Below are 21,863 nucleotides of genomic sequence, written 5' to 3' on the forward strand. Positions count from 1 at the left end.
GGCTGTCCGACCTTCTTTTTCGTTGCTTCCGGCCAGGTGGGGGCGTATAATCGAACGCATAATGAAACCCGTTTCACAAACACAAATTTCCCAGGGGAAAGAGGAATGCAGATGCGACCGGTGACCGTCTACGATATCGCCAGAGAAGCGAATGTGTCCGTAGCAACCGTATCCCGAGTGCTCAACAATACCGCGCCCGTCAAAAAAGAAACGAGGGAACGGATCGTCGCGCTCATGCACAAGCATCAGTTTCAGCCGAACGCGCTGGCCCGCAGCCTGTCGCGCAAAGAAACGGGCATGATCGGATTCATCTTGCCGGACATCACGAATCCTTTTTTCCCCGAGGTACTGTCCGGGTTCGACTACGAAGCGCGCAAGCTCGGTTATACGTATTTCCTGTGCGATACGATCTCCACGAACGAAGAAAACGAGCGGCAGTACGATCGCCAGTACGAGCGCGAGTCGCAGTATTTGAATCTGCTGATGGAAAAGCAGGTCGACGGCATCGTCATGATCGGCGGGCGCGTCGATCTGGCCAAGCCGGGCAGCGAGCTGGAGCGTGAAGTGGAAGAAGCGTCCAAGCGGGTGCCCGTGCTGCTGCTCAACGGCAATCTGCCGCAGACGAAGCTGAACCGGATCTCCGCCGACCAGAAGCTGGGCGCGCAGCTCGCGGTGCAGCATCTGATCGATCTCGGGCACCGGGACATCGCGGCGATCGGCGGTTACGCCAAGATGACGAACACGCAGCAGCGGCTGCTCGGTTTTCGGACGGCGATGAAGGAAGCGGGTCTGCCCGTGCGCAAGGAATGGATACTGACCGAAGGCTTTTCCGTAGAAAAAGGGCGGGAATTCGCGTCGAGGCTGCTCGGGGCGAAGCGGCGCCCGTCGGCTATTTTCTGCATGAACGACCTGCTCGCGATCGGGGCGCTGAAAGCGGCGCACCGCGTCGGTCTCGGCGTGCCGGAAGAACTGTCCATCGTCGGCTACGACGATATTCCGCAGGCGACTTACAGCATCCCGGAACTGACGACCGTCTCGCTCCAGTCGCAGGAGATCGGCCGCCAGGCCGCGCGAACGCTCGACAAAATGATCGCCGGCAAAAAAGTGCCGCGGCTGCAATCGATCATGCCGGAGCTGGTCGTGCGGGAAACGACGGCGCTTTATACGGGGCCGTCGCTGTAAATCTTTTTTCACAAAAAAATATTGACAAGAGCAGGAACAGGGATTATTCTGATGTCAAAAGAAAGCGATTACATTTTGGTTCGGAGTGAAACGGGTTTCATAAAAATAGGCAGTGGGACAGGGAGCTATCCGGGAATATCGCTTTAACTCGTATGTCGTGTATGAGAAGACGCATAAACCTGATTGGATAGGTCCCTTTTTACAGCCACAAAAATGTAATCGGTTTCATTCGAGTTCCGTGCCGTCGACCAGAGAAGGAGGGGATTGCGTTGTCCGTATTGACCGAGAAAGAAATGAGCGTGGAACTTGCCAACAAACGGGCGGGCTCCTGGTGGAAAAAGCTCAAAAACAACCGTACGCTGCTGATCATGTGTGTGCCGGCTCTCGTCTTTTTCATCGTGTTCGCGTACCTGCCGATGCCGGGGCTGTACCTGGCCTTTATCAAGTACAACTACTCGGACGGCATATTCAACAGCCCGTTCGTCGGATTCGAGAACTTCCGCTTCCTCGTCATCACCGGGGACTTGTGGAAGCTCACCTTCAACACCGTCGCGTACAACCTGGCGTTTATCCTGCTGGGCAACGTGCTGCAGATCGCGGTGGCCGTGCTGCTCAACGAACTCACAGGCAAATGGTTCAAAAAGATTTCCCAGACGCTCATGTTTCTGCCCCATTTCATCTCCGCCGTCCTGATCGGCCTGATCGCCTACAACATCCTCAGCTACGACTACGGCCTGCTCAACGGCATTCTGCAAGCGCTCGGCATGGAACCGGTCAAAGTCTACTCGACGCCGAACGCCTGGCCGTTCATCATCGTGCTCACCTACCTCTGGCAGGCGACCGGTTACGGCTCCATCATCTACTTCGCCGCCATTATGGGACTCGACAACGAAGTGGTGGAAGCGTCCGAGATCGACGGAGCGAACGCGTTCCAGCGGATTCGCTACATCGTCCTTCCGTGGCTCAAACCGACGTTCATCATCTTGCTGCTCTTCTCGCTCGGCGGCGTGCTCAAAGGCAACTTCGGCCTGATCTACAACCTGGTCGGAGCCAACAACACGGCGCTATACGCCACGACCGACATCATTGAGACGTACGTGTTCCGTTCCCTGATGACCAACTTCAACTTCTCGCTGGGCAGCGCGGTCAGTCTGTACCAGTCGTTGTTCGGCTTCGCGATCGTGCTGACGGCCAACTGGCTCGTGCGCAAGCTGTCGCCGGAAAATTCACTCTTTTAAAAAAAGGAGGGGCCTCTTATGGGCGTTATGGATGAAGAAAGAATCCGCACCCGCAAAACGACCGATCGCAGCAGTATCCTCATTCGCGCCATCAGTTATGTGTGTATCGGCGGCTTCGCGCTATGCTGCCTGCTGCCGTTCCTGCTCGTGCTCGGCACTTCGTTCACTTCCGAAGCTGCGGTCAAGCAGAGCGGATTCAACTTTTGGCCAAAAGAATTCAGTACGTTCGCTTACCGGATCGTGCTCGAAAATCCGGCGCAGATTCTCGGTTCCTACCTGGTCACGATCGGCATTACCGTCGTCGGCACCGCGGCCGGCCTGCTGATCGTGGCGATGACCGGCTACGCGCTGCAGCGTCCGGACTTTATTTTCCGCAACAAAATCTCGTTCTTCATCTACTTCACGACGCTGTTCTCCGGCGGGCTCGTCCCGTTCTACCTGCTGATCACCCAGTATTTGCATCTCAAAGACAATTATTTGGCCGTTCTGCTGCCGGGGCTGCTCAGCCCGTTCCTGATCATCATGATGAAAAGCTTCGTCCGCTCCATCCCGCATGCGATTACCGAATCGGCCAAAATCGACGGCGCCGGCGATTTCACGATCTTCGTCAAGCTGATCCTGCCGATGACGACGCCGGCGCTGGCTACAATCGGATTGTTTATCGCCCTGGGCTACTGGAACGAATGGTACAATTCCATGCTGTTCCTCTCGTCGGACATGGAGTACAGGCCGCTGCAGCTGTATCTGTACAACGTGGTCACCAAAGCGGACGCGATCCGCAACTCCGCCGCCGCGTCGAACGTGCCGCTCAGCGACGTCCCGATCGAGACGATGAAAATGGCAATCGCGGTCATCGCGACAGGGCCGGTCATTCTGTTCTACCCGTTCGTGCAGCGTTACTTCATCAAGGGCATTACGGTAGGCGCGGTCAAAGGCTGATCGCTTCCCGTTTCATACGTAGGCCAACCGATTTGAAGATTTGGCACCGACCAAAATATTCAGAGGGGGTATACAGATGTTGAGATGGAAAAAAAGTATGGCACTGCTGATGTCCGCAATGCTGGTCGTATTGACGGCATGCGGAGGCGGGGGCGGAGGCGGCGGGACGAGCGCTTCGGGCGGAACGAAAGCCGACGGCACGCCCGATACGTCGAAGTTCGTGAAGATCAGCTATGTCGTCCTCGGCGACAAGCCGCAGAACGGGCAGTTCGAAGCCGTCATGGATAAAGTGAACGTGATCATGAAAGAAAAAATCAATGCCGAACTGGAATGGAAATGGGTCGAATGGGCGGATTGGCAGACCAAATACAATCTGCTGCTCGCTTCCGGCGAACCGGTCGACCTGATCACGATCGGCACCGACTGGCTCGACACATGGGCCAACGCGCAGCGCGGAGCGTTCATGAACCTGGACGAACTGCTGCCGACCTACGCGCCGGAGACGTGGAAATCGATTCCGGAAGAAGACTGGAACGAAAGCAAATACAATGACAAGATCGTCCTGATCCCGGAGAACGATTACACGCAGTGGGTCAACCACGGGTTCTTCTACCGCGGCGACTGGGCCAAAGCGGCCGGCTTGAACGAGCCGATCACCAACTGGGAACAGATCGGCGAGTATCTCCAATACGTCAAAGACAACAAACCGGACGTCGTGCCGTGGGATATGGCTTCGGGCGCGATGACATGGGGCGGCTACGTCGATTCCTACACGGACAATCTCGGCCTGCCGATCTCGACCGGCTATATGCCGATCTTCACCGCCGTATCGAACGACGAGAAATATACGGTCGCGGAACCGGTATTCAGCGACACGCTGCTTGATTACACGAAGCTGATGAAAGAATGGGCCGACAAAGGGTTCTGGCGCGAAGATGCGCTGAACAACAAAAACGATAACCGCGTCGCGCTCAAAGCCGGCCTGTCCGGCATGGACCAGCATCACACCCAGACGTTCTCGGGCCTGCGGGTCGAAATGGACAAAGCGCAGCCGGGTTCGGAGCTGCAAATGTTCGCCTTCAACACGACGGGCGGCAAAAACCTGATGGAACTGTCGATCACGCATGGCGGCACGTCGCTCGGCGCGCACAGCAAAAATCCGGAACGCGCCCTCATGGCATACGATCTGATCCGCAACAACGAAGAGATCTACCATCTGCTGAACTATGGCATCGAAGGCGTGCAGTACGAACTCAAAGACGGCAAACGGACCCGTCCGGCCGGCTACGAAGAAGCGCGCGACCAGTTCTACTCCGATTTCTGGGGCGGCCGCGTCGACAAGTTCGAAATTCCGAGCGATACGACTTGGGACAAGATCGATACCGTCTACGCCGAATACGACAAGATCAAGATCCCTTATCCGTACGGTCAATTCGTCTTCGACAAAACACCGGTCGAAAGTGAGCTGACAGCCATCTCGCAGGTCGCCGGCGAACTCGGTCCCGCGATCAACTTCGGCAAAGTCGCCGATCCGGCACAGGCCGTCGAAGAATTCCGCGCCAAGCTCAAAACGGCCGGCTATGACAAAGTCAAAGCCGAGCTGCAAAAACAGCTGGACGCGTACAAAGCGAAAATGGAAGCGCAGCAGTAAAGGCGCAAGCTTTGACTCGGGGCGACGCGGAGAAATCCAAGCGATCGTTGTATGCGACCTGAAGAAACCCTCGACTGTCCAATCGGCAGTCGGGGGTTTCTTTTTTTGTATTCGGTCTCGGTTTGCGGTTCGGGATCAGATTCCGGCCCGAATATTTTTGACCGTCTTGGCTTCCAGCGAAAAGTCCGAATAGATGCGTTCTCCGCCTTGTCCGGTCGGGGCCTGAGGCACGAATCCGACTTTGACCGTATCGCCGACAGGCAGCGTGAAGTAGCGAATCATATCGTAGCGAATCCCGTCTGCCGAATAGTGGAAAGCGAACGACGGACCGACGCGTGCGATCTGAAGCCAGGCCTGCTTGCTGTCCAGATTGCTGCCGTTGGCATCGTCGGATACTTGATTGGTGACGACGCTGACCACCGCATTCGTTGCGAAATCGGTACGCTCCAAGCAGAGTTTGGCCCAGACGTTCAAGTCCTGCATGACCATGACCGAAGCGGAATCGTAGACGTCTTTGAAGTCGTGTTCGACTTTGACCCGCATCACAAAATCGCCTTCCGCTTCCGTGTAAAAGAAAGGAGCGTTCGTGAGCGATTCGGGAGTCGTCCCTTCTTCGGAAGCATTCCCATGATTGCAGAAAAAATCGCTGTTCGCAGGAGCTTCCAGAACGATTCGATGCTCTTCGAAACGGATCTTGCTTTCGTTCAACCAGCGGAAATGTTGGAAATCGGACGGATTCAAACAAAATTCCTCCTTTATGTAATTCGGATTGGAGAAGCTTCCCCTCAAGGAACGTTTCTCTCTATGATTATACCCTCTATTATGATAGTTTGGATTTCGGACCGAACATCAAACGGAGGGGAGCGGAAATTCCGAATACCTGTCGGTCCATATTCGGAGTTTCTTCGTGAAGAACTATGATTACTTTGCTGCTTATTATGATTTATTTGGCTTTTATCGGCTTGGGTCTGCCCGATTCGCTGCTTGGCAGCGCCTGGCCGGTCATGAAGTCGGACTTGAACGCGACGACGGAAATGGCGGGCCTCGTCCCGTTCGTCGTCTCGCTGTGCACGGTCGCGTCCAGCCTGCTGGCGAACAAGCTGCTGTACCGGTTCGGCACGGGCAAAGTGGTCGCGTGCAGCCTGCTGTCGACAGCGCTTGCGCTCGTCTGCTACGCGCTTGTGCCGAACTTCGCACTGCTGCTTGTCGGCGCGGTGCTGCTCGGATTCGGGGCGGGCGCGGTCGATGCGGCGCTCAGCAATTACGTGGCGCTGCACTTCAAAGCCAAGCATATGAGCTGGCTGCACTGCTTCTGGGGGATCGGCGCGACGGCCGGTCCGCTGGTGATGGCGGCGCATCTGCGCGGCGGCGAAGACTGGCGCGGCGGATTCATGACGGTCGCGCTGATCCTGCTGGGGCTCGTCGCCGTGCTGCTGCTGGCGCTGCCGCTGTGGAAAATATTCGAGAGCCGCGTACAGCCGGAAGAAGAAGAGCCCAAGTACATGAGCGGCCGCGAAGCTTCCCGTATTCAGGGAGTCAAGCCCGCCATGCTCGTGATGCTGCTCTATAACGGTTCGGAGACGGCAATCGGCTTATGGGCGGCGTCTTATCTGATCGCCGGCAAAGGGTTGGCTGTCAACGAAGCCGCGGCGTATTCGTCGCTGTATTTTATCGGCATCATCGTCGGCCGCGTCCTGTCGGGCTTTTTGTCCGAACAGCTATCCGCCAAACGGCTGATCCGCTACGGCATCCTGATCGGCGCTGCGGGGTTGATCGTATTAATCGGTTCTTCGAGTCTTCTGCTGGCGGGAGTCGGATTGTTCGTGCTCGGCTTCGGCGGCGCGCCGATCTATCCGAGCCTCGTGCATATGACGCCGGAACGATTTGGCAAAAAAGCTTCGCAAAGCGTCATCAGCCTTGAAATGGCGAGCGCGTATACCGGTTCCACCGTCATTCCGCTGCTCGTCGGCCTCGTCGTCGGATCGCTTGGCATGGCGATGATGCCGGTCGTCATCCTGATCCTGTTCGCGGGGATGTTCGTCTCGTCGGTGTTGGTGCGCTGACTCCGGGCAGCGGGCCATACTCCCCGCCGCTGCGCCCGGCGCGTGCCGCTTGCCCGACAGCAAAAAGAGCAGACCGCGGTCTGCTCTTTTTGCTTGGCGTATTCGGCTTGGGCTTGGCGCGTTCCCGGCCGATGTCGGATTCGCCGGGGGCCAGGGGAGTATCACGTTAGTGTTTAACGCTGCAATTTCTTCGCCCGTTCTTCGTCTTCGGCCGCGATCTCGCGGCGCCATTCGTCGAGCTCGGGCAGCAGGCGGCCCATCATGACGCAGCAGGCGTAGACCGACTCTTTCAGTTCGACGTAGTCTTTGTCGTAGCCGATCTTCACGAGTTCCTGCACGACCGGCAGCGCCTGCTCGGAGCCGAGGCGGCACAGGCCGTCGGCGAGTTTGGCGATGCGGGTGAAATGGTCTTCTTTTTCAAGCAGGGCAATCAAGGCTTCTTCGGCGGACGGCAGCAGGATACGCGACAGAATATCGACGATGCCGAGCAGCAGGAAGCCGTCTTTTTCCTCGGCGTACATCTGTACCAGCTTCTCGACCACTTCTTCGCTGCCGACGCGAACGAGCGCATCGGCGGCCTGTTCGGCCACGAGATCGTTGTCGGACTTGAGCGCGTCGTAGAACAGCGGCAGCGCGTACGCGATCTTCAATTTGCCGGCCGCCTGCATCAGGTACACCGTGCGGACGGATGCCGGGTCTTTGGTGTACTGTTCCTGCAGTTCGTCCATCGTCTCGCGCGGCTGCAGCATCTCGCGTTCGATCATTTCGCCCAGCAGCAGATCGAGCGTATCGTAGTCGATCTCGCCGTAATCGAGGCCGCTGTTTTTTTGCGTTTCTTCATTAAAAAGACGGCGGACCCATTCGTCGGTCAATTCCGATACGCGCACGCGCTCGGCCGCTTCGCCTTGCCAGTCTTCGTCCAGCTCCCGGATCGCCGCCAGATGGGGCTTGAGCAGTTCCGGGCTGCTGCCGAGCAGCATGCGGGACAGGAAGAGGCGCGCGTTGCCGGTCACGAGATTCGCTTTGAGCAGATGGAGCATCGCCTGTACCGTGATTTTGGTCTGCGGAAAAGCCGCGGCGCGGTGCAGATACACGTCTTCTTTGCGCGGGGCGGCGACCAGTTTCTCCAGTACCAGCGCGGAGATGTCCTGCGGGTATTTATACGTCTCGGCCAAAAACCGGATCGCCGCGTTGCTGACGAGCGGGTCGGCGTGCGTGATAAACGGTTTGACCTGTTCGGGTGTGAACATATGAAAATTCCTCCTCAAGTGCTTCGAGTGCGCCTACCAGTATACCACAGCTTGAGAGCGGAAGGCGCGGAGTCATTGACTTTTTGCGTTTGTTTTCTATATAATAGGGGCATTGCACAGGTAAAAAAACTCGTCGATGATGAGGAGCAGTAGGCAGCGGTACGTTTCCAAGAGAGTCGGCGGATGGTGGAAGCCGGCAGCGAACCCTGTACGAACTCGCCTCGGAGATATGCGGCAGAATGCGGCACGTCCGGTATGACCGGCATGCGCGCGGTAAGTCGCATCGGCTCATCCCCGATAACGGATGCTTAAGTGAGCGGCAGCAGAGAACATTCGGCCGCTAACTAGGGTGGTACCACGGGAAGCAGCGCCTCTCGTCCCTAGCGTCGTTGACGCTGGAGACGGGGGGCTTTTTGATTTCAGAAGCGAAGGGGACAGATGACGATGAGCGAAAGATACGAGCAGGGAAGCGGTCCGCAAGGTTACCGCGCCCAGACGATCGAACCGAAATGGCAGCAAAAATGGGACGAGGAAAAAACGTTCAAAACAGACGACGCCGATCGTTCCAAACCGAAATTTTACGCGATGGACATGTTCCCGTATCCGTCCGGCGCCGGCCTGCACGTCGGTCACCCGGAAGGCATGACCGCCACGGACATCGTGTCGCGCTACAAACGGATGAAAGGCTACAACGTCATGCACCCGATGGGCTGGGACGCGTTCGGTCTGCCGGCCGAGCAGTACGCGATCGACAAAGGCGGCCATCCGCGCGAATTTACGATTCAGAACATCAACAACTTCCGCCGTCAGATCAAATCGCTGGGCTTCTCGTATGACTGGGACCGCGAGATCAGCACGACCGACCCGGAATATTTTAAATGGACGCAGTGGATCTTTATTCAGCTGTACAACAAAGGACTCGCTTACGTCGCCGAGATTCCGGTGAACTGGTGTCCCGCGCTCGGTACGGTGCTGGCGAACGAAGAAGTTATCGACGGCAAAAGCGAGCGCGGCGGCCATCCGGTCATCCGCAAGCCGATGCGTCAGTGGATGCTGAAAATTACCGAATATGCCGACCGCCTGCTGGAAGATCTGGACGAACTGGATTGGGCGGAAAGCATCAAGGACATGCAGCGCAACTGGATCGGCAAGTCCAAAGGCGCGGAAGTGACGTTCCAGGTGGAAGGTACGAACGAGTCGATCGACGTGTTCACGACCCGTCCGGACACGCTGTACGGCGCGACGTACTGCGTGCTGGCGCCGGAGCATCCGCTCGTGGACGTCATTACGACCGAGCACGAAAAAGAAGCGGTCAAAGCGTACCAGGAAAAAGCTTCGCATAAAAGCGACCTGGAGCGGACCGACCTGAACAAAGACAAAAGCGGCGTGTTCACCGGCGCTTATGCGGTCAATCCGGTAAACGGCGCGAAACTGCCGATCTGGATCGCCGATTACGTGCTGGCCGCTTACGGCACCGGCGCGATCATGGCCGTACCGGGCCACGACGTGCGCGACTGGGAATTCGCCAAGAAATTCGGCATTTCGATCATCGAAGTCGTCAAAGGCGGCGATATCGAACAAGAAGCGTATACGGGCGAAGGCGAACACGTCAACTCCGGCTTCCTCGACGGCCTGAACAAGGAAGACGCGATCGCGCGCATGATACAATGGCTGGAAGAAGGCGGCAAAGGCGCAGGCAAAACGACTTACCGTCTGCGCGATTGGCTGTTCAGCCGTCAGCGCTACTGGGGCGAGCCGATTCCGATTCTGCATCTGGAAGACGGCAGCATGAAGACCGTGCCGGAAGACAGCCTGCCGCTGCTGCTGCCGGAAATGGACGAGATCAAGCCGTCGGGCACCGGCGAATCGCCGCTTGCGAACGCGACCGACTGGGTCAACGTCATCGATCCCGAGACGGGCATGAAAGCCCGCCGCGAGACGAACACGATGCCGCAGTGGGCCGGCAGCTGCTGGTATTATCTGCGCTACCTCGATCCGACCAACGATCAGGAGCTGTGCAGCAAAGAGAAGCTGGATCACTGGCTGCCGGTCGATCTGTATATCGGCGGCGCGGAACACGCGGTTCTGCATCTGCTGTACGCAAGATTCTGGCATAAAGTGCTGTACGATCTCGGCGTGGTCAGCACGAAGGAACCGTTCCAGAAGCTGGTCAACCAGGGCATGATCCTCGGCCCGAACAACGAGAAAATGAGCAAATCGCGCGGCAACGTCATCAACCCGGACGAGATCGTGAACGAATACGGAGCGGACACGCTGCGCATCTACGAGATGTTTATGGGACCGCTGGAAGCGACCAAACCGTGGAACACGAACGGCGTCGAAGGCGCGCACCGTTTCCTGGCCCGCGTCTACCGCATGTTCGTCGACGACAACGGCAGCCTGAGCGTGAAAATTTCCGATACGGCAGCCGGCACGGACGAATTCAAGCGCACGTGGCACAAAACGATCAAAAAAGTGACGGAAGACATGGAAGCCCTGCGCTTCAACACGGCGATCAGCCAGCTCATGATCTTCACGAACGACGCGTACAAGCAGGAAGAACTGCCGCGCCAGGCGATGGTGGACTTCATTCAACTGCTGTCTCCGCTTGCGCCGCATCTCGCGGAAGAGCTGTGGGAAAAAGTCGGACGCGGCGACAGCCTGACCTATGCGGCCTGGCCGGCATTCGACGAAGCGTGGACGACGGAATCCGAAGTCGAGATCGTCGTGCAGGTAAACGGCAAAATCGTGCAGCGCGCCAACGTCCAGAAAGACTGGGACGCCAAAGCGCTGGAAGACCACGCGATGAGCCTGGAAAACGTGCAGAACGCGCTGGCCGGCAAAACGGTCCGCAAAGTGATCGCCGTACCGGGCAAACTGGTCAACATCGTCGCGAACTAAAAGCTCGTCCGGTCGGATAAGCGGTGCTGTATGTGCAGGATTCGTACAGGCTCGAAAGCGAATCCGGCGGATAACGGGAGTGGGAATGACATGGGGAGCAGTCCGCGCAAAGATTGGGATACGTATTTTATGGATATCGCTTTTATGGTGTCGACGCGTTCGCAGTGTCCGAGGCGGCAGGTCGGCGCGGTGCTGGTGCAGGGCAAAAAGCTGCTCGGCACCGCCTATAACGGAGCGCCGATGGGCGTGCCGGACTGTTCGGAAGCGGGCTGCATGATCGCCGAAGAATACGAGCTGGTGCAGGCAAACGGCGCGGAACAGGTAATCAAAAAGCAGCGCTGCGTGCGGACGATCCACGCCGAGCAGAATCTGCTGCTGTTCACCGACCGCGCCGACCGCGAAGGCTCGACGGTCTACGTGACCGACGAGCCGTGCTGGACGTGCGCCAACATGTTGGCGAACAGCGGCATCACGGAAGTCGTCTACTGCCGCGCCTATCCGAAAGACAGCGGCAAAGTGCAGGCGATGATGAAGCAAAAAGGCATCGCTTTTCGCGGCATCGGACCGTACAGCCCGCCGACGGCTTCGGCGGAGCCGCTTGTCTGAGCGTCATGCCGTATGGATTCGGCTCGGTTTATTTTTGGATCGATCCAATTTCAGTGTGATATAATGAGGGCAGTCGATGGCTCTTTTTACGAATCATGCAGATTCCGGTTCATCTCCGTTAGCGGATGATAGTCAATGACGGGCGAAGCACGCCCGGTCATTCACTAGGGCAGCAAGGGAATTCAACCCCTCGTCCTAGCGTATACCGCTGGGGACGAGGGGTTTTTGCGTTTTCCAACGAGGGGTCAAATTCAGTGTCGAGCAGGAGAACAGGGTTTGCGGCCGGCTGCTTGCAGCGCAAGGCACAGCTCACCGAAGAAGCAGGCATCGCTGGCGATGCCGCTTCACATAGCCCAAGGAGCGTCCGAACGAATTGCCGCCTGACCCGAAGCGAAGAATCCAACATCCTTACATTCGGGAGGCAAAACAGATGAAAAAGCAAGTATGGATCGCGGCGTGCATATCGGCGGTATTGGGAACGGGCGTCCTGCTGTTGTCGGGAGGCCGCGAAGCGGAAGGTCTGCCCTGGCAAACGTTGAACGGGAAAATCGAGACGGCTTTGGCGGTGCAGGAAGAGACGGACAAAGCGGCGGACCGGAGCCGCAGCGGGGGGATGCAGACCGAGTGCGCGAGTGCAAGTTCAGGCCAAGGGCAAGCCGGGAGCGGCCGGCCTGCCCGCGGCGCTCTGCCCGCGCAGAAGCCGCAGCCTAGCCGGCCGGACGAGAAGCCGGCTGCGCAGAACGGGAACGCCGAACCCGAGGCGAAAACGGCTCCGCGTTCGACTACGGCGCAAGCGGCTTCGGGCGCAACCGCGACGAAATCTTCCGCCGCAGCCGAATCTTCGCCGGGCGACGCTGCACCGGGCGAAGCCGGAAAGATCCGGCTGAACTCCGCCGATGCGGCCGCCCTGATGGAACTGCCCGGCATCGGGGCGAAGAAAGCGCAGGCGATCCTCGATTATCGCGCTAAGCACGGTCCGTTCCGCGACGTGACCGAGCTTTTGGAAGTCAAAGGCATCGGGACAAAAATGCTGGAGAAGATGATGCCGGAGCTGGCACTGTGAGGGGCGGCCGATGAATCGAAGACCCCTGGTCGCTTTTACGGTCTGTTGGCTGTGCGGCGCGGCGTCCGCGCATTTGTACGGAGGGATCAGATTGGCGACCGTGCTGTCCGGGTTGACGCTGCTGCTGATCGCGGCCGCGCTGTGCGCCCGAACGCCGCGCAGGCTGCTGCTCCTCTTGGCGCTGGCGTTGTGGACCGCTGCCGGTTACGGCACGTTTCGCGAAGCTTCCAACGTCTCCGCCGTGCCGCAGCGGCTCGGCGCAGCGGTCGAAGGCGGTTACGCCGGCGTCCGGCTTCAAGGGGAAATGGCCGGTCCTGCGAAAGTGGACGGCGATCTGGCGATGTTCGAAATGAAAGTGGACCAGGTGGCGGGCGGTACGGCGGCCGACGGTCCGAAGCCGGCGGCGGCAGGAACCGCGCACGCCCCGAACACCGGCAAAGCGTTCAAGCCGCTGTCCAAAAGCGAAACCGTGGTCGTGCGCGTCAAGCTGGCGGCGGAAGCCGAGCAGGCGGTTGCCGCTTCGTGGCGCCGGGGCGACCGGCTGGTCGTCTCCGGCAATCTGGAGCGGCCCGCGGAAGCGCGCAATTTCGGCGCGTTCGATTATCGCCGTTATTTGCGCGACAAACGCATTCATTGGGTCGCCCGCGCGGCGGGGGTTTCCGGCGTAAGCCAATCGGAAGCGGCGCCGGGCGGATTCAATCTGCTGCGCCGCAACGACGAACTGCGCGCCTTCTTGGCCGGGCGGCTGGAGCGGCTCTATCCCGGTATCGGAGCCGGGTATATGCAGGGACTGCTGCTCGGTCTGCAGGACGGTCTCGATCCCGGGACGTATACCGATTTTATCCGGCTCGGTATGACGCACGTCCTGGCCATTTCCGGCATGCATGTCGCGCTGTACGTCGGCGGAGCGCTTCTGCTGCTGCGCCGAAGCGGAATGCCCAGAGAAACGGCGCTGCTGATCGTGCTCTGCCTCGTCCCGCCTTACGTGCTGCTGACCGGCTCGTCGCCGTCCGCGGTTCGCGCCGGGATCATGGGCATGATCGCCCTGTACGCGGCAAGGCGCGGCTGGCTCAAGGACGGCCTGCCGGTTCTGTGCCTCGCCGCGCTGCTGATGCTGGTCTGGGACCCGTATTATCTGACTTCGATCAGCTTCCAGCTGTCGTTTGCCGTGACGGCGGGCATTATTGTGCTTACCGCTCCCATGCAGCGTATCCTGCGCGTGCTGCGCGGTCTGCCCAAAGCGGTCGCGGCGGGAGCCGCCGTCTCGCTCGTCGCGGACCTCGTTTCTTTTCCATTGAGCCTGTACTATTTCAATCAATATCCGCTGCTGGGACTGGCCGCGAATCTCGTGCTCGTGCCGCTGATCAGCTTCGTGTCGATCCCGGTCGGAACGATCTCGCTCCTGCTCGGCACGTTCTGGATGCAGGGCGCGCAGTGGACCGCGTATCCGGTCCGGCTGCTGAACGCCGCCGTGTTCCGCAGCGCGGAAGCGGCCGGTTCCGTGCAGGCGGCCCGAACGATCTGGGCGTCGCCGTCGCCGCTCTGGATGCTGCTGTACGAAGCGGCGCTGATTGGCGGCCTCTGCCTGCTTGCCGCGCATCTCGAAGCGAGGAGGCCGTCGCCCGCCGACGACCCGGAAGCGCTCGGCGGGGCACCCGCGCCGCAGCAGGCACACTCTTCGCCGGGCGGCTTCGCTCCCGACACCGTGCCGCTTGCGCCGGGTCTGCGCGCGGCCGGACTGCCCGCCGCAGCGGCGTCGCCGTCGATCCGTTACGGCGGCCCGCTGGACGATCGCCGCGCGAAGCTTAGGCCGATCGGGGCGGCTGCGGCCGGCTTGGTGTGGGCGTGCCTGATCGCAAGCGCGTATACGCCCCGCTTCGATCCGGCAGGCGTCGTGCAGATGCTGGACGTCGGGCAGGGCGATTCGATCCTCGTGACGACGCCGCAGGGCAAACAGATTCTGATCGACGGCGGCGGAACGGTCACGTTCGAGCGTCCGGGCGAAGCGTGGAAGCGGCGGCTCGATCCGTATGAAGTGGGCCGCGAAGTGGTCGTGCCGCTGCTTAAGAAGCGCGGCGTGCACGCTCTGGATGCGGTCATCCTGACGCACGGCGACCGGGACCATTACGGCGGGCTGCTCGCCGTGCTGGACGAGATTCCCGTCGATCGCTTCATTATGAACGGCACCCGCAGCGGCGGCGAAGACCTTGACAAACTGTTCGCTGCGGCGCTTGCACGCGGAACCGAAATCTACGCGCCGCAGGGCGGGGATCTGTGGCAGCCCGACGAGCGGACGTCGCTGGAATTTTTGAGCCCCTCGGGCGCTCTGGCCGACACGTCCGCGCTGCCCCGGCTTGAAGAGCAGAATGAACATTCGGTCGTGTTCCGCCTGGAGATGAACGGTCACTCGTTCGTATTTACCGGGGATATCGGAGCCGAGGCCGAACGCGACATTTTGGAACGTCTCGGCGGAAGCGAACAGGCCGGTGCAGTGGAAGTGCTCAAAGTCGCGCATCACGGCAGCAAACATTCGTCGTCCGCCGCTTGGGTCCGTTCGTTTTCGCCGGAACTGTCGCTGATCTCGGCCGGAGTCAACAACACGTACGGCCATCCGAATCCGGACGTGGTGCAGAGGTTGGAAGACGCCGGTTCGGCCGTGCGGCGGACCGATCTGGACGGCGAAATCCAGGTGTCGACGCCGTTTGGCGAATCGCTGCGTATCCGCACGAAGCTCGCAAGAGCCGCCGATCCGGCCGGGGCCGAGCGCTGAACCGGGTGCGGAAGCGAAAAGGCTTTTACCCTGATCGGCGGCGAAAAATCATTGAGATGACGGGCATATGCGTTTCTGGTAGACTGATTGGAGATATGCGCAGAACCGGGAAGTCGGCGCCCGGCCATTTCGACACCCAGATTAGGAACGCAGCAACTCAATTTGAAACGATTTTTTTGAAAAAACAGAAAAAGAACGCAACCTTTCGGCGGGAACGCTCGTCTGAAAAGGTGCAAGAGAGGGGGACCCTTAGTGGTCGAGCAGGAACTCATTAGAGCCGCTCAATCGGGCGATCGCGATGCTCTTATCACCCTATTGCGAGAAATTGAACCGGCTGTCTACAAGACGGCTTACTATACGCTGAACAACGAACAGGACGCGATGGACGCGGCGCAGGAAGCGCTGATCCGCATTTATACCAAAATCGGTTCTTACGAAGAGAAAGCGCAGTTCAAGACCTGGGTGCAGCGAATCGTGACCAATATTTGTATCGACAAATTCAGACGCGCCAAGCCTACGGTGTCGATCGAAGAACACGAGATGGTGTTCGAAGGAAGCGACAGCGTGGAAGGCGAAGTCATGCGGGCGTATACCCGCGAAGATATCGACCGGGCGATTAATCTGCTGCCGGAACATCACCGGACGGTCGTGATCCTTCGCTACGTGCAGGATATGTCGTACAACGAAATCGCCGGATGCCTGGACCTGCCGCTTAACACGGTGAAATCTTATTTATTCAGAGCCCGAAGCCAGCTGCAGCAGCTGCTTCGAGATTATCAGAAAGGAGGTGCGCTGTAGATGAAGCATGAAGAAGCGTTGGAATACATGAACCGTTATCTGGACCACGATCTGGATGCCCAAGAAACGGAGCAGCTGCTGCGTCATCTCGGCGACTCTCCGGAAGCGCAGGCGGATTTCGATTTTTTGCAAAGTCTGTCGGACAAGCTTGAATCGCTGCCGGACGTGAAGCCGCCGATCAGTCTGGTCGACTCGATTCTGCCCCGCCTGAACGAGATCGACATTGCGGCTTCGGCAGCCGCGCCGGAACCGGAGAAACTGTCGGAAATGGAAAGCAAGCGAATGTTCGGCGCAGAAGAACCGGCCCGCCGCCGGGCGTCTTCGTTCTGGCGCTCCACGTTGGGCCGCGCCGTCGGCGGCACGAGCGTCGCGGTCGCGGTGCTGGGCATTTTCGTCGCCACGTACGAACCGCAGCAGATGCCGAACGCGGAGATCACGTCGTCCACGGCCGTATCGGGCGCGCTCGACGATACGCTCGTCCCGTCCGACAGCGGACAGACGACGAACAGCGAAGAGCTGCCGGACGTGACCGATCCGAGCACGGAAGTCGAACCGATTCAGCCGGAAGCGACGCTCAAAGCCGATGACGACGTCATGGCGCAGCGGTCGACCGTGCCGGAAGACGGCGCGGCGCAAGAGCCGGCCCAGCCGGGAGATTCCGCCGAACCTTCGACCGACGTGCCGGCTGCGGGTGACAGCCCGCAAGCTTCGACGCGCGGCGCCGAAGACGCTCCCGCGGCCGACGAGGCGGCGCCGTCCGGCGGCGGCAAGACGCCTTCCGAAGCTCCGCCGGTACAATCGAGCCCTTCGGGCACCGCTCAAGATCGTTCCGACGACGCGGCCGCCGACACCGAAGGCAAGAACAATCATTCCAAAGAACCGGTCCCACAAGATAAAGCGCCAAAAGAAAATGCAAAAGACAAACCCAAAGACAAACCACAAGGCAAGCCCAAAGAAAACGCCGCCGCCGCGAACGAAGGACAGCCTGCGAACGATTCCATCTCCGCAAGCGAAGCGCCGACGGGCAATGACCCGGCCGCTGCCGGAAGCGCGGACGAAGAGACGCAGCCGAACGAAGGCATCGGCACGTTTTCGCCCAAAGACCGGGTGCCGAGCGATTCCGAAGGTACCGAATCGTCCGATTCGACAAGCGCCGATGCCGCGTCGCCCGAAGTGGCGGACAGCCGGATCTTCGGATTGACGGCGGTCGCTTCGGAATGGGTCTCGCCGAACAACGCCTACCTCGTGACGTATTCGCAAAATACGCTGAAGCTGCTCAAAGGCGACCGCTCGATCGAGCTGGGCAGCCGCAAAGTGGACGGAAGCGTCGCCGGAGGCGTCTGGTCGGCCGACGGCCGGACGTTCACCTACGATCTGATCAAGCCGGACGGCACGTCTGCCCAGGGCACGTGGAAGGTCGAAGACGCCAAGCCCGAGACGGGCAGCAAATAAGCCGGAACTCTCGCATACGAATATTTATACCGGCCATGCGCCGTTTCAACGTTCCGCTTTGCGGACGATTGAGCGGATGCACGGCCGTTTTTTGCGTTTTTTTGCGGGAAAATAACGGAAAGGAGACGTCTGCGGATGCGTTTCCCGGCATAATTCGGTACAATGGAAACAGTGCGGGCGGCGCAGACGCGAAGCCGTACCTATTCAACGAGTGAAGCCGGTCGACCCGATCGGCGCAAGCGGAAAAGAGGCTGTAAACCGATGGATTTGAAAACGGCGGTCAAACAGGTCAAAGCGGGCGAAGTCTCGCCGGTCTATCTGTGCTACGGCACCGAAAAATACAGAATCAAACAATTCGTCTCCATGCTGGAGAAAGAACTGATCGCCGAAGATCAGCGGGCGTTCGCGATCGCGCATTACGATCTGGCGGAGACGCCGGTAGAGATCGTGGTCGAAGAAGCGGAGACGGCTCCGTTTCTGTCCGAACGCAAGCTGATCGTCGTGCGCGACAGCAGCCTGTTCATGGCGGGCAAAGAATCGACCAAAGTGGAGCACCGGATCGAGAAGCTGCTGGAGTATCTCGCCAATCCGGCGGACTACAGCGTGCTCGTCTTTTTGGCCTATGCCGACAAGCTCGACGAACGCAAAAAGCTCGTCAAGTCGTTCAAAGCGTCGGCGCAGGTCATTGCGTTCGCGCAGATGAACGAAGGCGAGCTGTCCGGCTGGATTGCCAAACAGTTCGCCCATAACGACGTATCGATCCCACCGGATGCGGCGAACCTGCTGCTCAAGCGGGCCGGCACGTCGCTGGCTGCACTGTCGGGGGAAATCGAGAAGCTGTCCCTGTTTGCGGGAAAAGGCGGAGCGGTCGCGGCGCTGGACGTCGAGACGCTCGTGGCGATCGGGACGGAACAGAGCGTGTTCGTGCTCGTCGAGCATATCGCCAATCTCAAGCTGCAGCAGGCGCTCGGCGTCTTCTACGACCTGCTGAAGCAGCGCGAAGAACCGATCAAGATCGTCTCGCTGATCGCGCGGCAGTTCCGTATCATTCTTCAGGTAAAAGAAATGGCGGGGCAAAATTATTCGCAGCAGCAGATGGCGGGGCAGCTCGGGCTGCATCCGTATGCGGTGAAGATCGCGTCCGAGCAGGCGCGGCGGTTCGAGGCGGCGCGATTGCGGCGCATTTTGTCTTCGATCGCCAAGCTCGATCACGAGATCAAAACGGGCGCGGTGGACAAAGTATTCGGCCTGGAAATGTTTTTGCTCAAACTGGGCGCGTAGGTTTGGGATGGAGGTAAGCCGGATATAACGATTGAACGTAAACAGGATTGGACGTAAAAAGGGCAGGTTTGACGCGGAGCTCCGCATCGAACCTGCTCTTTTGGGTTTTCGGATGCCGAAAAACTTAAAAACCCCGATATCCTGAAGGATTCCGGGGTTTTGTAAGCAAGGTTGTATCGAGCGATTATATCGCAAAACGCGATTGCCTTAGGCTTTTTCAGCTGTCAGAGCGTTCGCTTTTTTAGCGAGACGGGATTTTTTGCGCGCTGCCGCGTTTTTGTGGATCAGGCCTTTGGTTACGGCTTTATCCAGCTTCTGCGAAGCGTTCTTGACTGCAGTTTGTGCAGTTTCCACATCGTTGCTTTCCAGTGCTGTCGTAGCGGTTTTTACTGCGCTGCGAAGTGCGGATTTTTGCGAAGCGTTAAGCGCACGGCGTTTCTCGTTCGTCTTCACGCGTTTGATGGCGGATTTGATATTAGGCATTGCATTCACCTCCTGTAAAGCATATACGAAACATCGAAAGTTTCACAACTTAAAGTATCTTACCATGAGCCAGGCAAAAAGGCAACCATTCTTCGCCATTTTACATTTTGTTTTTGAAGCATGTCTCAAAGAGAGCCGTTTGGGGGGTTCATGGGATTGCTGGGATTATCGTCAACTGCTATAATGAGTGGATTGATTCGACTTGTCAAATTGAGGCGGAGGTAAGGAATGACTGACATTGCAGCAAGACAGAAGAAGATAAGGAACTTTTCCATTATCGCGCATATCGACCACGGCAAGTCTACGCTTGCCGACCGGATTCTTGAATATACCGGCGCTTTGACTTCCCGCGAGATGCAGGAGCAGGTGCTCGATCAGATGGAACTCGAACGCGAACGCGGCATCACGATCAAACTTCAAGCCGTACGCCTGACCTACAAAGCCGATGACGGCGAAGAGTATTTGCTCAACCTGATCGATACGCCGGGACACGTCGACTTCACCTATGAAGTCTCGCGTTCCCTGGCCGCCTGCGAAGGCGCGCTGCTGGTCGTCGACGCCGCTCAGGGCATCGAAGCGCAGACGCTGGCCAACGTGTATCTGGCGCTCGACAACAATCTGGAGATTTTGCCGGTCATCAACAAGATCGACCTGCCGAGCGCCGATCCCGAACGGGTGAAGCAGGAAGTCGAAGACGTGATCGGCCTTGACGCGAGCGACGCCGTTTTGGCTTCCGCCAAAGCGGGCATCGGCATCAAGGAAATTTTGGAACAGGTCGTCGCCAAAGTGCCGGCGCCTACGGGCGATCCCAATGAGCCGCTCAAAGCGCTGATCTTCGACTCGCACTATGACCCGTACAAAGGCGTTATCGTCTATATCCGGGTACTGGACGGCAAGATCAAGTCCGGTTCCAAGATCAAGATGATGGCTTCGGGCAAAACGTTCGAAGTTATCGAAGTCGGTGCTTTCATGCCGCGCATGACGATGGTGGACGAATTGAACGTCGGCGACGTAGGCTTCGTGGTCGCGGGCATGAAATCCGTCGGCGACACGCAGGTCGGCGACACGATTACCGACGCGAAGAATCCGACGGCCGAACCGATGCCGGGCTACCGGAAGATCAATCCGATGGTGTTCTGCGGCCTGTACCCGATCGAATCGTCGGATTACAACGATCTGCGCGAAGCGCTCGAAAAGCTTCAGCTCAACGACGCTTCGCTGACCTTCGAGCCCGAAACGTCCAGCGCGCTCGGCTTCGGGTTCCGCTGCGGATTCCTCGGCCTGCTGCATATGGACGTCATCCAGGAGCGGATCGAACGCGAATTCGATATCGCGCTGATCACGACCGCACCGAGCGTCGTGTACAAGATCGGCATGACCGACGGTTCGATCATGCAGATCGACAACCCGTCGCACTATCCGGAAGTCGGACGGATCGACTACGTCGAAGAACCTTACGTCAAGGCGGCCGTCATCGTCCCGAACGATTATGTCGGTACGGTCATGGAGCTGTGCCAGAACAAACGCGGCGAGTTCGTCAACATGGAATACCTCGATACGACGCGCGTTACGCTGACGTACCAGATTCCGCTGTCGGAAATCGTATACGATTTCTTCGACCAGTTGAAGTCCGGCACCAAAGGCTACGCTTCGTTCGATTACGAAATTTCGGGCTACCGCAAGTCCAATCTCGTCAAAATGGACATTTTGCTCAACGGCGAACAGGTCGATGCCCTGTCGTTCATCGTGCACCGGGACCGCGGCTACCAGCGCGGACGCATCATCTGCGCCAAGTTGCGCGAGCTCATTCCGCGGCAGATGTTCGAAGTGCCGATCCAGGCTTCGATCGGAACGAAGGTCGTGGCGCGCGAGACGGTCAAAGCGATGCGCAAAAACGTCCTCGCCAAATGTTACGGCGGCGACATCTCGCGTAAGCGGAAGCTGCTCGAGAAGCAAAAAGAAGGCAAGAAGCGCATGAAGCAGGTCGGCAACGTCGAAGTGCCTCAGGAAGCGTTCATGGCTGTGCTGAAGCTGGACGAGTAGTTTTCTTTTTGCGCGGAGTAGGCGCGAAAGTTCAAGGGCGGCTCGGGTGCGCAGGTGCGTGCCTCGGTCGGCCGGGAAAAGGGGTCGGGCTTAACCGCCGTTGGAATCGGGAAATAAGATGGAAGCCGGATAAGGTGGATTTC

At 58.7% G+C, this 21,863-nt stretch carries 16 protein-coding genes and 1 other annotated feature; of the genes, 13 read left to right on the forward strand and 3 right to left on the reverse strand.

The window, feature by feature from the left end; translation table 11 throughout:
- Nucleotides 1-105: 105 nt before the first annotated feature.
- From FTE24_RS21750 to FTE24_RS21765, 4 genes are all read left to right on the forward strand, one after another.
- On the forward strand, nt 106-1,182 hold the full coding sequence (locus FTE24_RS21750) for a LacI family DNA-binding transcriptional regulator (protein WP_337190078.1): 1,077 nt from the start codon (nt 106-108) through the stop codon (nt 1,180-1,182).
- Between the two features lie 293 nt (nt 1,183-1,475).
- The gene (locus FTE24_RS21755; RefSeq protein WP_141450308.1) at nt 1,476-2,420 is read left to right on the forward strand and encodes an ABC transporter permease; all 945 of its coding nucleotides are present in this window, start codon (nt 1,476-1,478) and stop codon (nt 2,418-2,420) included.
- A 27-nt stretch (nt 2,421-2,447) separates the two neighbouring features.
- Nucleotides 2,448-3,359: a carbohydrate ABC transporter permease gene (locus FTE24_RS21760; protein WP_141450307.1), complete on the forward strand. Its 912-nt coding sequence runs from the start codon at nt 2,448-2,450 to the stop codon at nt 3,357-3,359.
- A gap of 76 nt (nt 3,360-3,435) precedes the next feature.
- On the forward strand, nt 3,436-5,010 hold the full coding sequence (locus FTE24_RS21765) for an ABC transporter substrate-binding protein (RefSeq protein ID WP_150230388.1): 1,575 nt from the start codon (nt 3,436-3,438) through the stop codon (nt 5,008-5,010).
- Between the two features lie 135 nt (nt 5,011-5,145).
- On the opposite strand, the gene FTE24_RS21770 is transcribed toward FTE24_RS21765, so the two are convergent.
- Nucleotides 5,146-5,751 (reverse strand): DUF1349 domain-containing protein, encoded by a 606-nt coding sequence (locus tag FTE24_RS21770; protein WP_150230386.1) that lies wholly within the window; start codon nt 5,749-5,751, stop codon nt 5,146-5,148.
- A gap of 185 nt (nt 5,752-5,936) precedes the next feature.
- On the opposite strand from FTE24_RS21770, the gene FTE24_RS21775 reads away from it, so the two are divergent.
- Nucleotides 5,937-7,073 carry an MFS transporter gene (locus tag FTE24_RS21775; RefSeq protein ID WP_160441855.1) on the forward strand — a complete coding sequence of 379 codons (1,137 nt, stop codon included), beginning with the start codon at nt 5,937-5,939 and terminating at the stop codon, nt 7,071-7,073.
- A 173-nt stretch (nt 7,074-7,246) separates the two neighbouring features.
- Here FTE24_RS21775 and FTE24_RS21780 read toward each other — a convergent pair whose 3' ends face one another.
- Entirely contained in the window at nt 7,247-8,323 is a 1,077-nt protein-coding gene (locus FTE24_RS21780; RefSeq protein WP_150230383.1) for a HEAT repeat domain-containing protein, read from the reverse strand.
- A 127-nt stretch (nt 8,324-8,450) separates the two neighbouring features.
- Nucleotides 8,451-8,708 (forward strand) — a binding site (T-box leader).
- Between the two features lie 59 nt (nt 8,709-8,767).
- Between FTE24_RS21780 and leuS the strand changes: the two genes are divergently transcribed.
- The 7 genes from leuS (at nt 8,768) to holA (ending at nt 19,194) form a co-directional block, all read left to right on the forward strand.
- The gene (leuS, locus tag FTE24_RS21785; RefSeq protein ID WP_150230382.1) at nt 8,768-11,224 is read left to right on the forward strand and encodes a leucine--tRNA ligase; all 2,457 of its coding nucleotides are present in this window, start codon (nt 8,768-8,770) and stop codon (nt 11,222-11,224) included.
- Nucleotides 11,225-11,314: 90 nt separating this feature from the next.
- Nucleotides 11,315-11,830 carry a deoxycytidylate deaminase gene (locus FTE24_RS21790; RefSeq protein ID WP_141446336.1) on the forward strand — a complete coding sequence of 172 codons (516 nt, stop codon included), beginning with the start codon at nt 11,315-11,317 and terminating at the stop codon, nt 11,828-11,830.
- Nucleotides 11,831-12,260: 430 nt separating this feature from the next.
- Nucleotides 12,261-12,893, forward strand: a complete 633-nt coding sequence (locus FTE24_RS21795) for a ComEA family DNA-binding protein (protein ID WP_237401884.1) — start codon at nt 12,261-12,263, stop codon at nt 12,891-12,893.
- Nucleotides 12,894-12,903: 10 nt separating this feature from the next.
- Complete coding sequence (locus tag FTE24_RS21800) at nt 12,904-15,663, forward strand: ComEC/Rec2 family competence protein (RefSeq protein ID WP_150230380.1); 2,760 nt, start codon at nt 12,904-12,906, stop codon at nt 15,661-15,663.
- A 252-nt stretch (nt 15,664-15,915) separates the two neighbouring features.
- Complete coding sequence (locus FTE24_RS21805) at nt 15,916-16,461, forward strand: RNA polymerase sigma factor (protein ID WP_141446334.1); 546 nt, start codon at nt 15,916-15,918, stop codon at nt 16,459-16,461.
- Complete coding sequence (locus FTE24_RS21810) at nt 16,462-17,913, forward strand: anti-sigma factor family protein (protein WP_150230378.1); 1,452 nt, start codon at nt 16,462-16,464, stop codon at nt 17,911-17,913. It begins immediately after the preceding gene.
- Nucleotides 17,914-18,174: 261 nt separating this feature from the next.
- Nucleotides 18,175-19,194, forward strand: coding sequence for a DNA polymerase III subunit delta (holA, locus tag FTE24_RS21815; protein ID WP_150230375.1), 1,020 nt, complete (start codon nt 18,175-18,177; stop codon nt 19,192-19,194).
- Nucleotides 19,195-19,401: 207 nt separating this feature from the next.
- Here the strand turns inward: holA and rpsT are convergent, their stop codons facing one another.
- Nucleotides 19,402-19,677 (reverse strand): 30S ribosomal protein S20, encoded by a 276-nt coding sequence (gene rpsT / locus FTE24_RS21820; protein ID WP_141446331.1) that lies wholly within the window; start codon nt 19,675-19,677, stop codon nt 19,402-19,404.
- 228 nt (nt 19,678-19,905) lie between these two features.
- On the opposite strand from rpsT, the gene lepA reads away from it, so the two are divergent.
- Nucleotides 19,906-21,720, forward strand: a complete 1,815-nt coding sequence (gene lepA, locus FTE24_RS21825) for a translation elongation factor 4 (RefSeq protein WP_150230373.1) — start codon at nt 19,906-19,908, stop codon at nt 21,718-21,720.
- Nucleotides 21,721-21,863 lie beyond the last annotated feature (143 nt).

The organism is Saccharibacillus sp. WB 17 (assembly GCF_008634075.2).
GTDB lineage: Bacteria > Bacillota > Bacilli > Paenibacillales > Paenibacillaceae > Saccharibacillus > Saccharibacillus brassicae.

Bases quoted from the DNA above. Each gene is read 5' to 3' on its own strand.
- FTE24_RS21750 (WP_337190078.1), top strand. From the start codon at position 106: ATGCAGATGCGACCGGTGACCGTCTACGATATCGCCAGAGAAGCGAAT.
- FTE24_RS21755 (WP_141450308.1), top strand. From the start codon at position 1,476: ATGAGCGTGGAACTTGCCAACAAACGGGCGGGCTCCTGGTGGAAAAAG.
- FTE24_RS21760 (WP_141450307.1), top strand. From the start codon at position 2,448: ATGGATGAAGAAAGAATCCGCACCCGCAAAACGACCGATCGCAGCAGT.
- FTE24_RS21765 (WP_150230388.1), top strand. From the start codon at position 3,436: ATGTTGAGATGGAAAAAAAGTATGGCACTGCTGATGTCCGCAATGCTG.
- FTE24_RS21780 (WP_150230383.1), bottom strand. From the start codon at position 8,323: ATGTTCACACCCGAACAGGTCAAACCGTTTATCACGCACGCCGACCCG.
- leuS (WP_150230382.1), top strand. From the start codon at position 8,768: ATGAGCGAAAGATACGAGCAGGGAAGCGGTCCGCAAGGTTACCGCGCC.
- FTE24_RS21790 (WP_141446336.1), top strand. From the start codon at position 11,315: ATGGGGAGCAGTCCGCGCAAAGATTGGGATACGTATTTTATGGATATC.
- FTE24_RS21795 (WP_237401884.1), top strand. From the start codon at position 12,261: ATGAAAAAGCAAGTATGGATCGCGGCGTGCATATCGGCGGTATTGGGA.
- FTE24_RS21800 (WP_150230380.1), top strand. From the start codon at position 12,904: ATGAATCGAAGACCCCTGGTCGCTTTTACGGTCTGTTGGCTGTGCGGC.
- FTE24_RS21810 (WP_150230378.1), top strand. From the start codon at position 16,462: ATGAAGCATGAAGAAGCGTTGGAATACATGAACCGTTATCTGGACCAC.
- holA (WP_150230375.1), top strand. From the start codon at position 18,175: ATGGATTTGAAAACGGCGGTCAAACAGGTCAAAGCGGGCGAAGTCTCG.
- rpsT (WP_141446331.1), bottom strand. From the start codon at position 19,677: ATGCCTAATATCAAATCCGCCATCAAACGCGTGAAGACGAACGAGAAA.
- lepA (WP_150230373.1), top strand. From the start codon at position 19,906: ATGACTGACATTGCAGCAAGACAGAAGAAGATAAGGAACTTTTCCATT.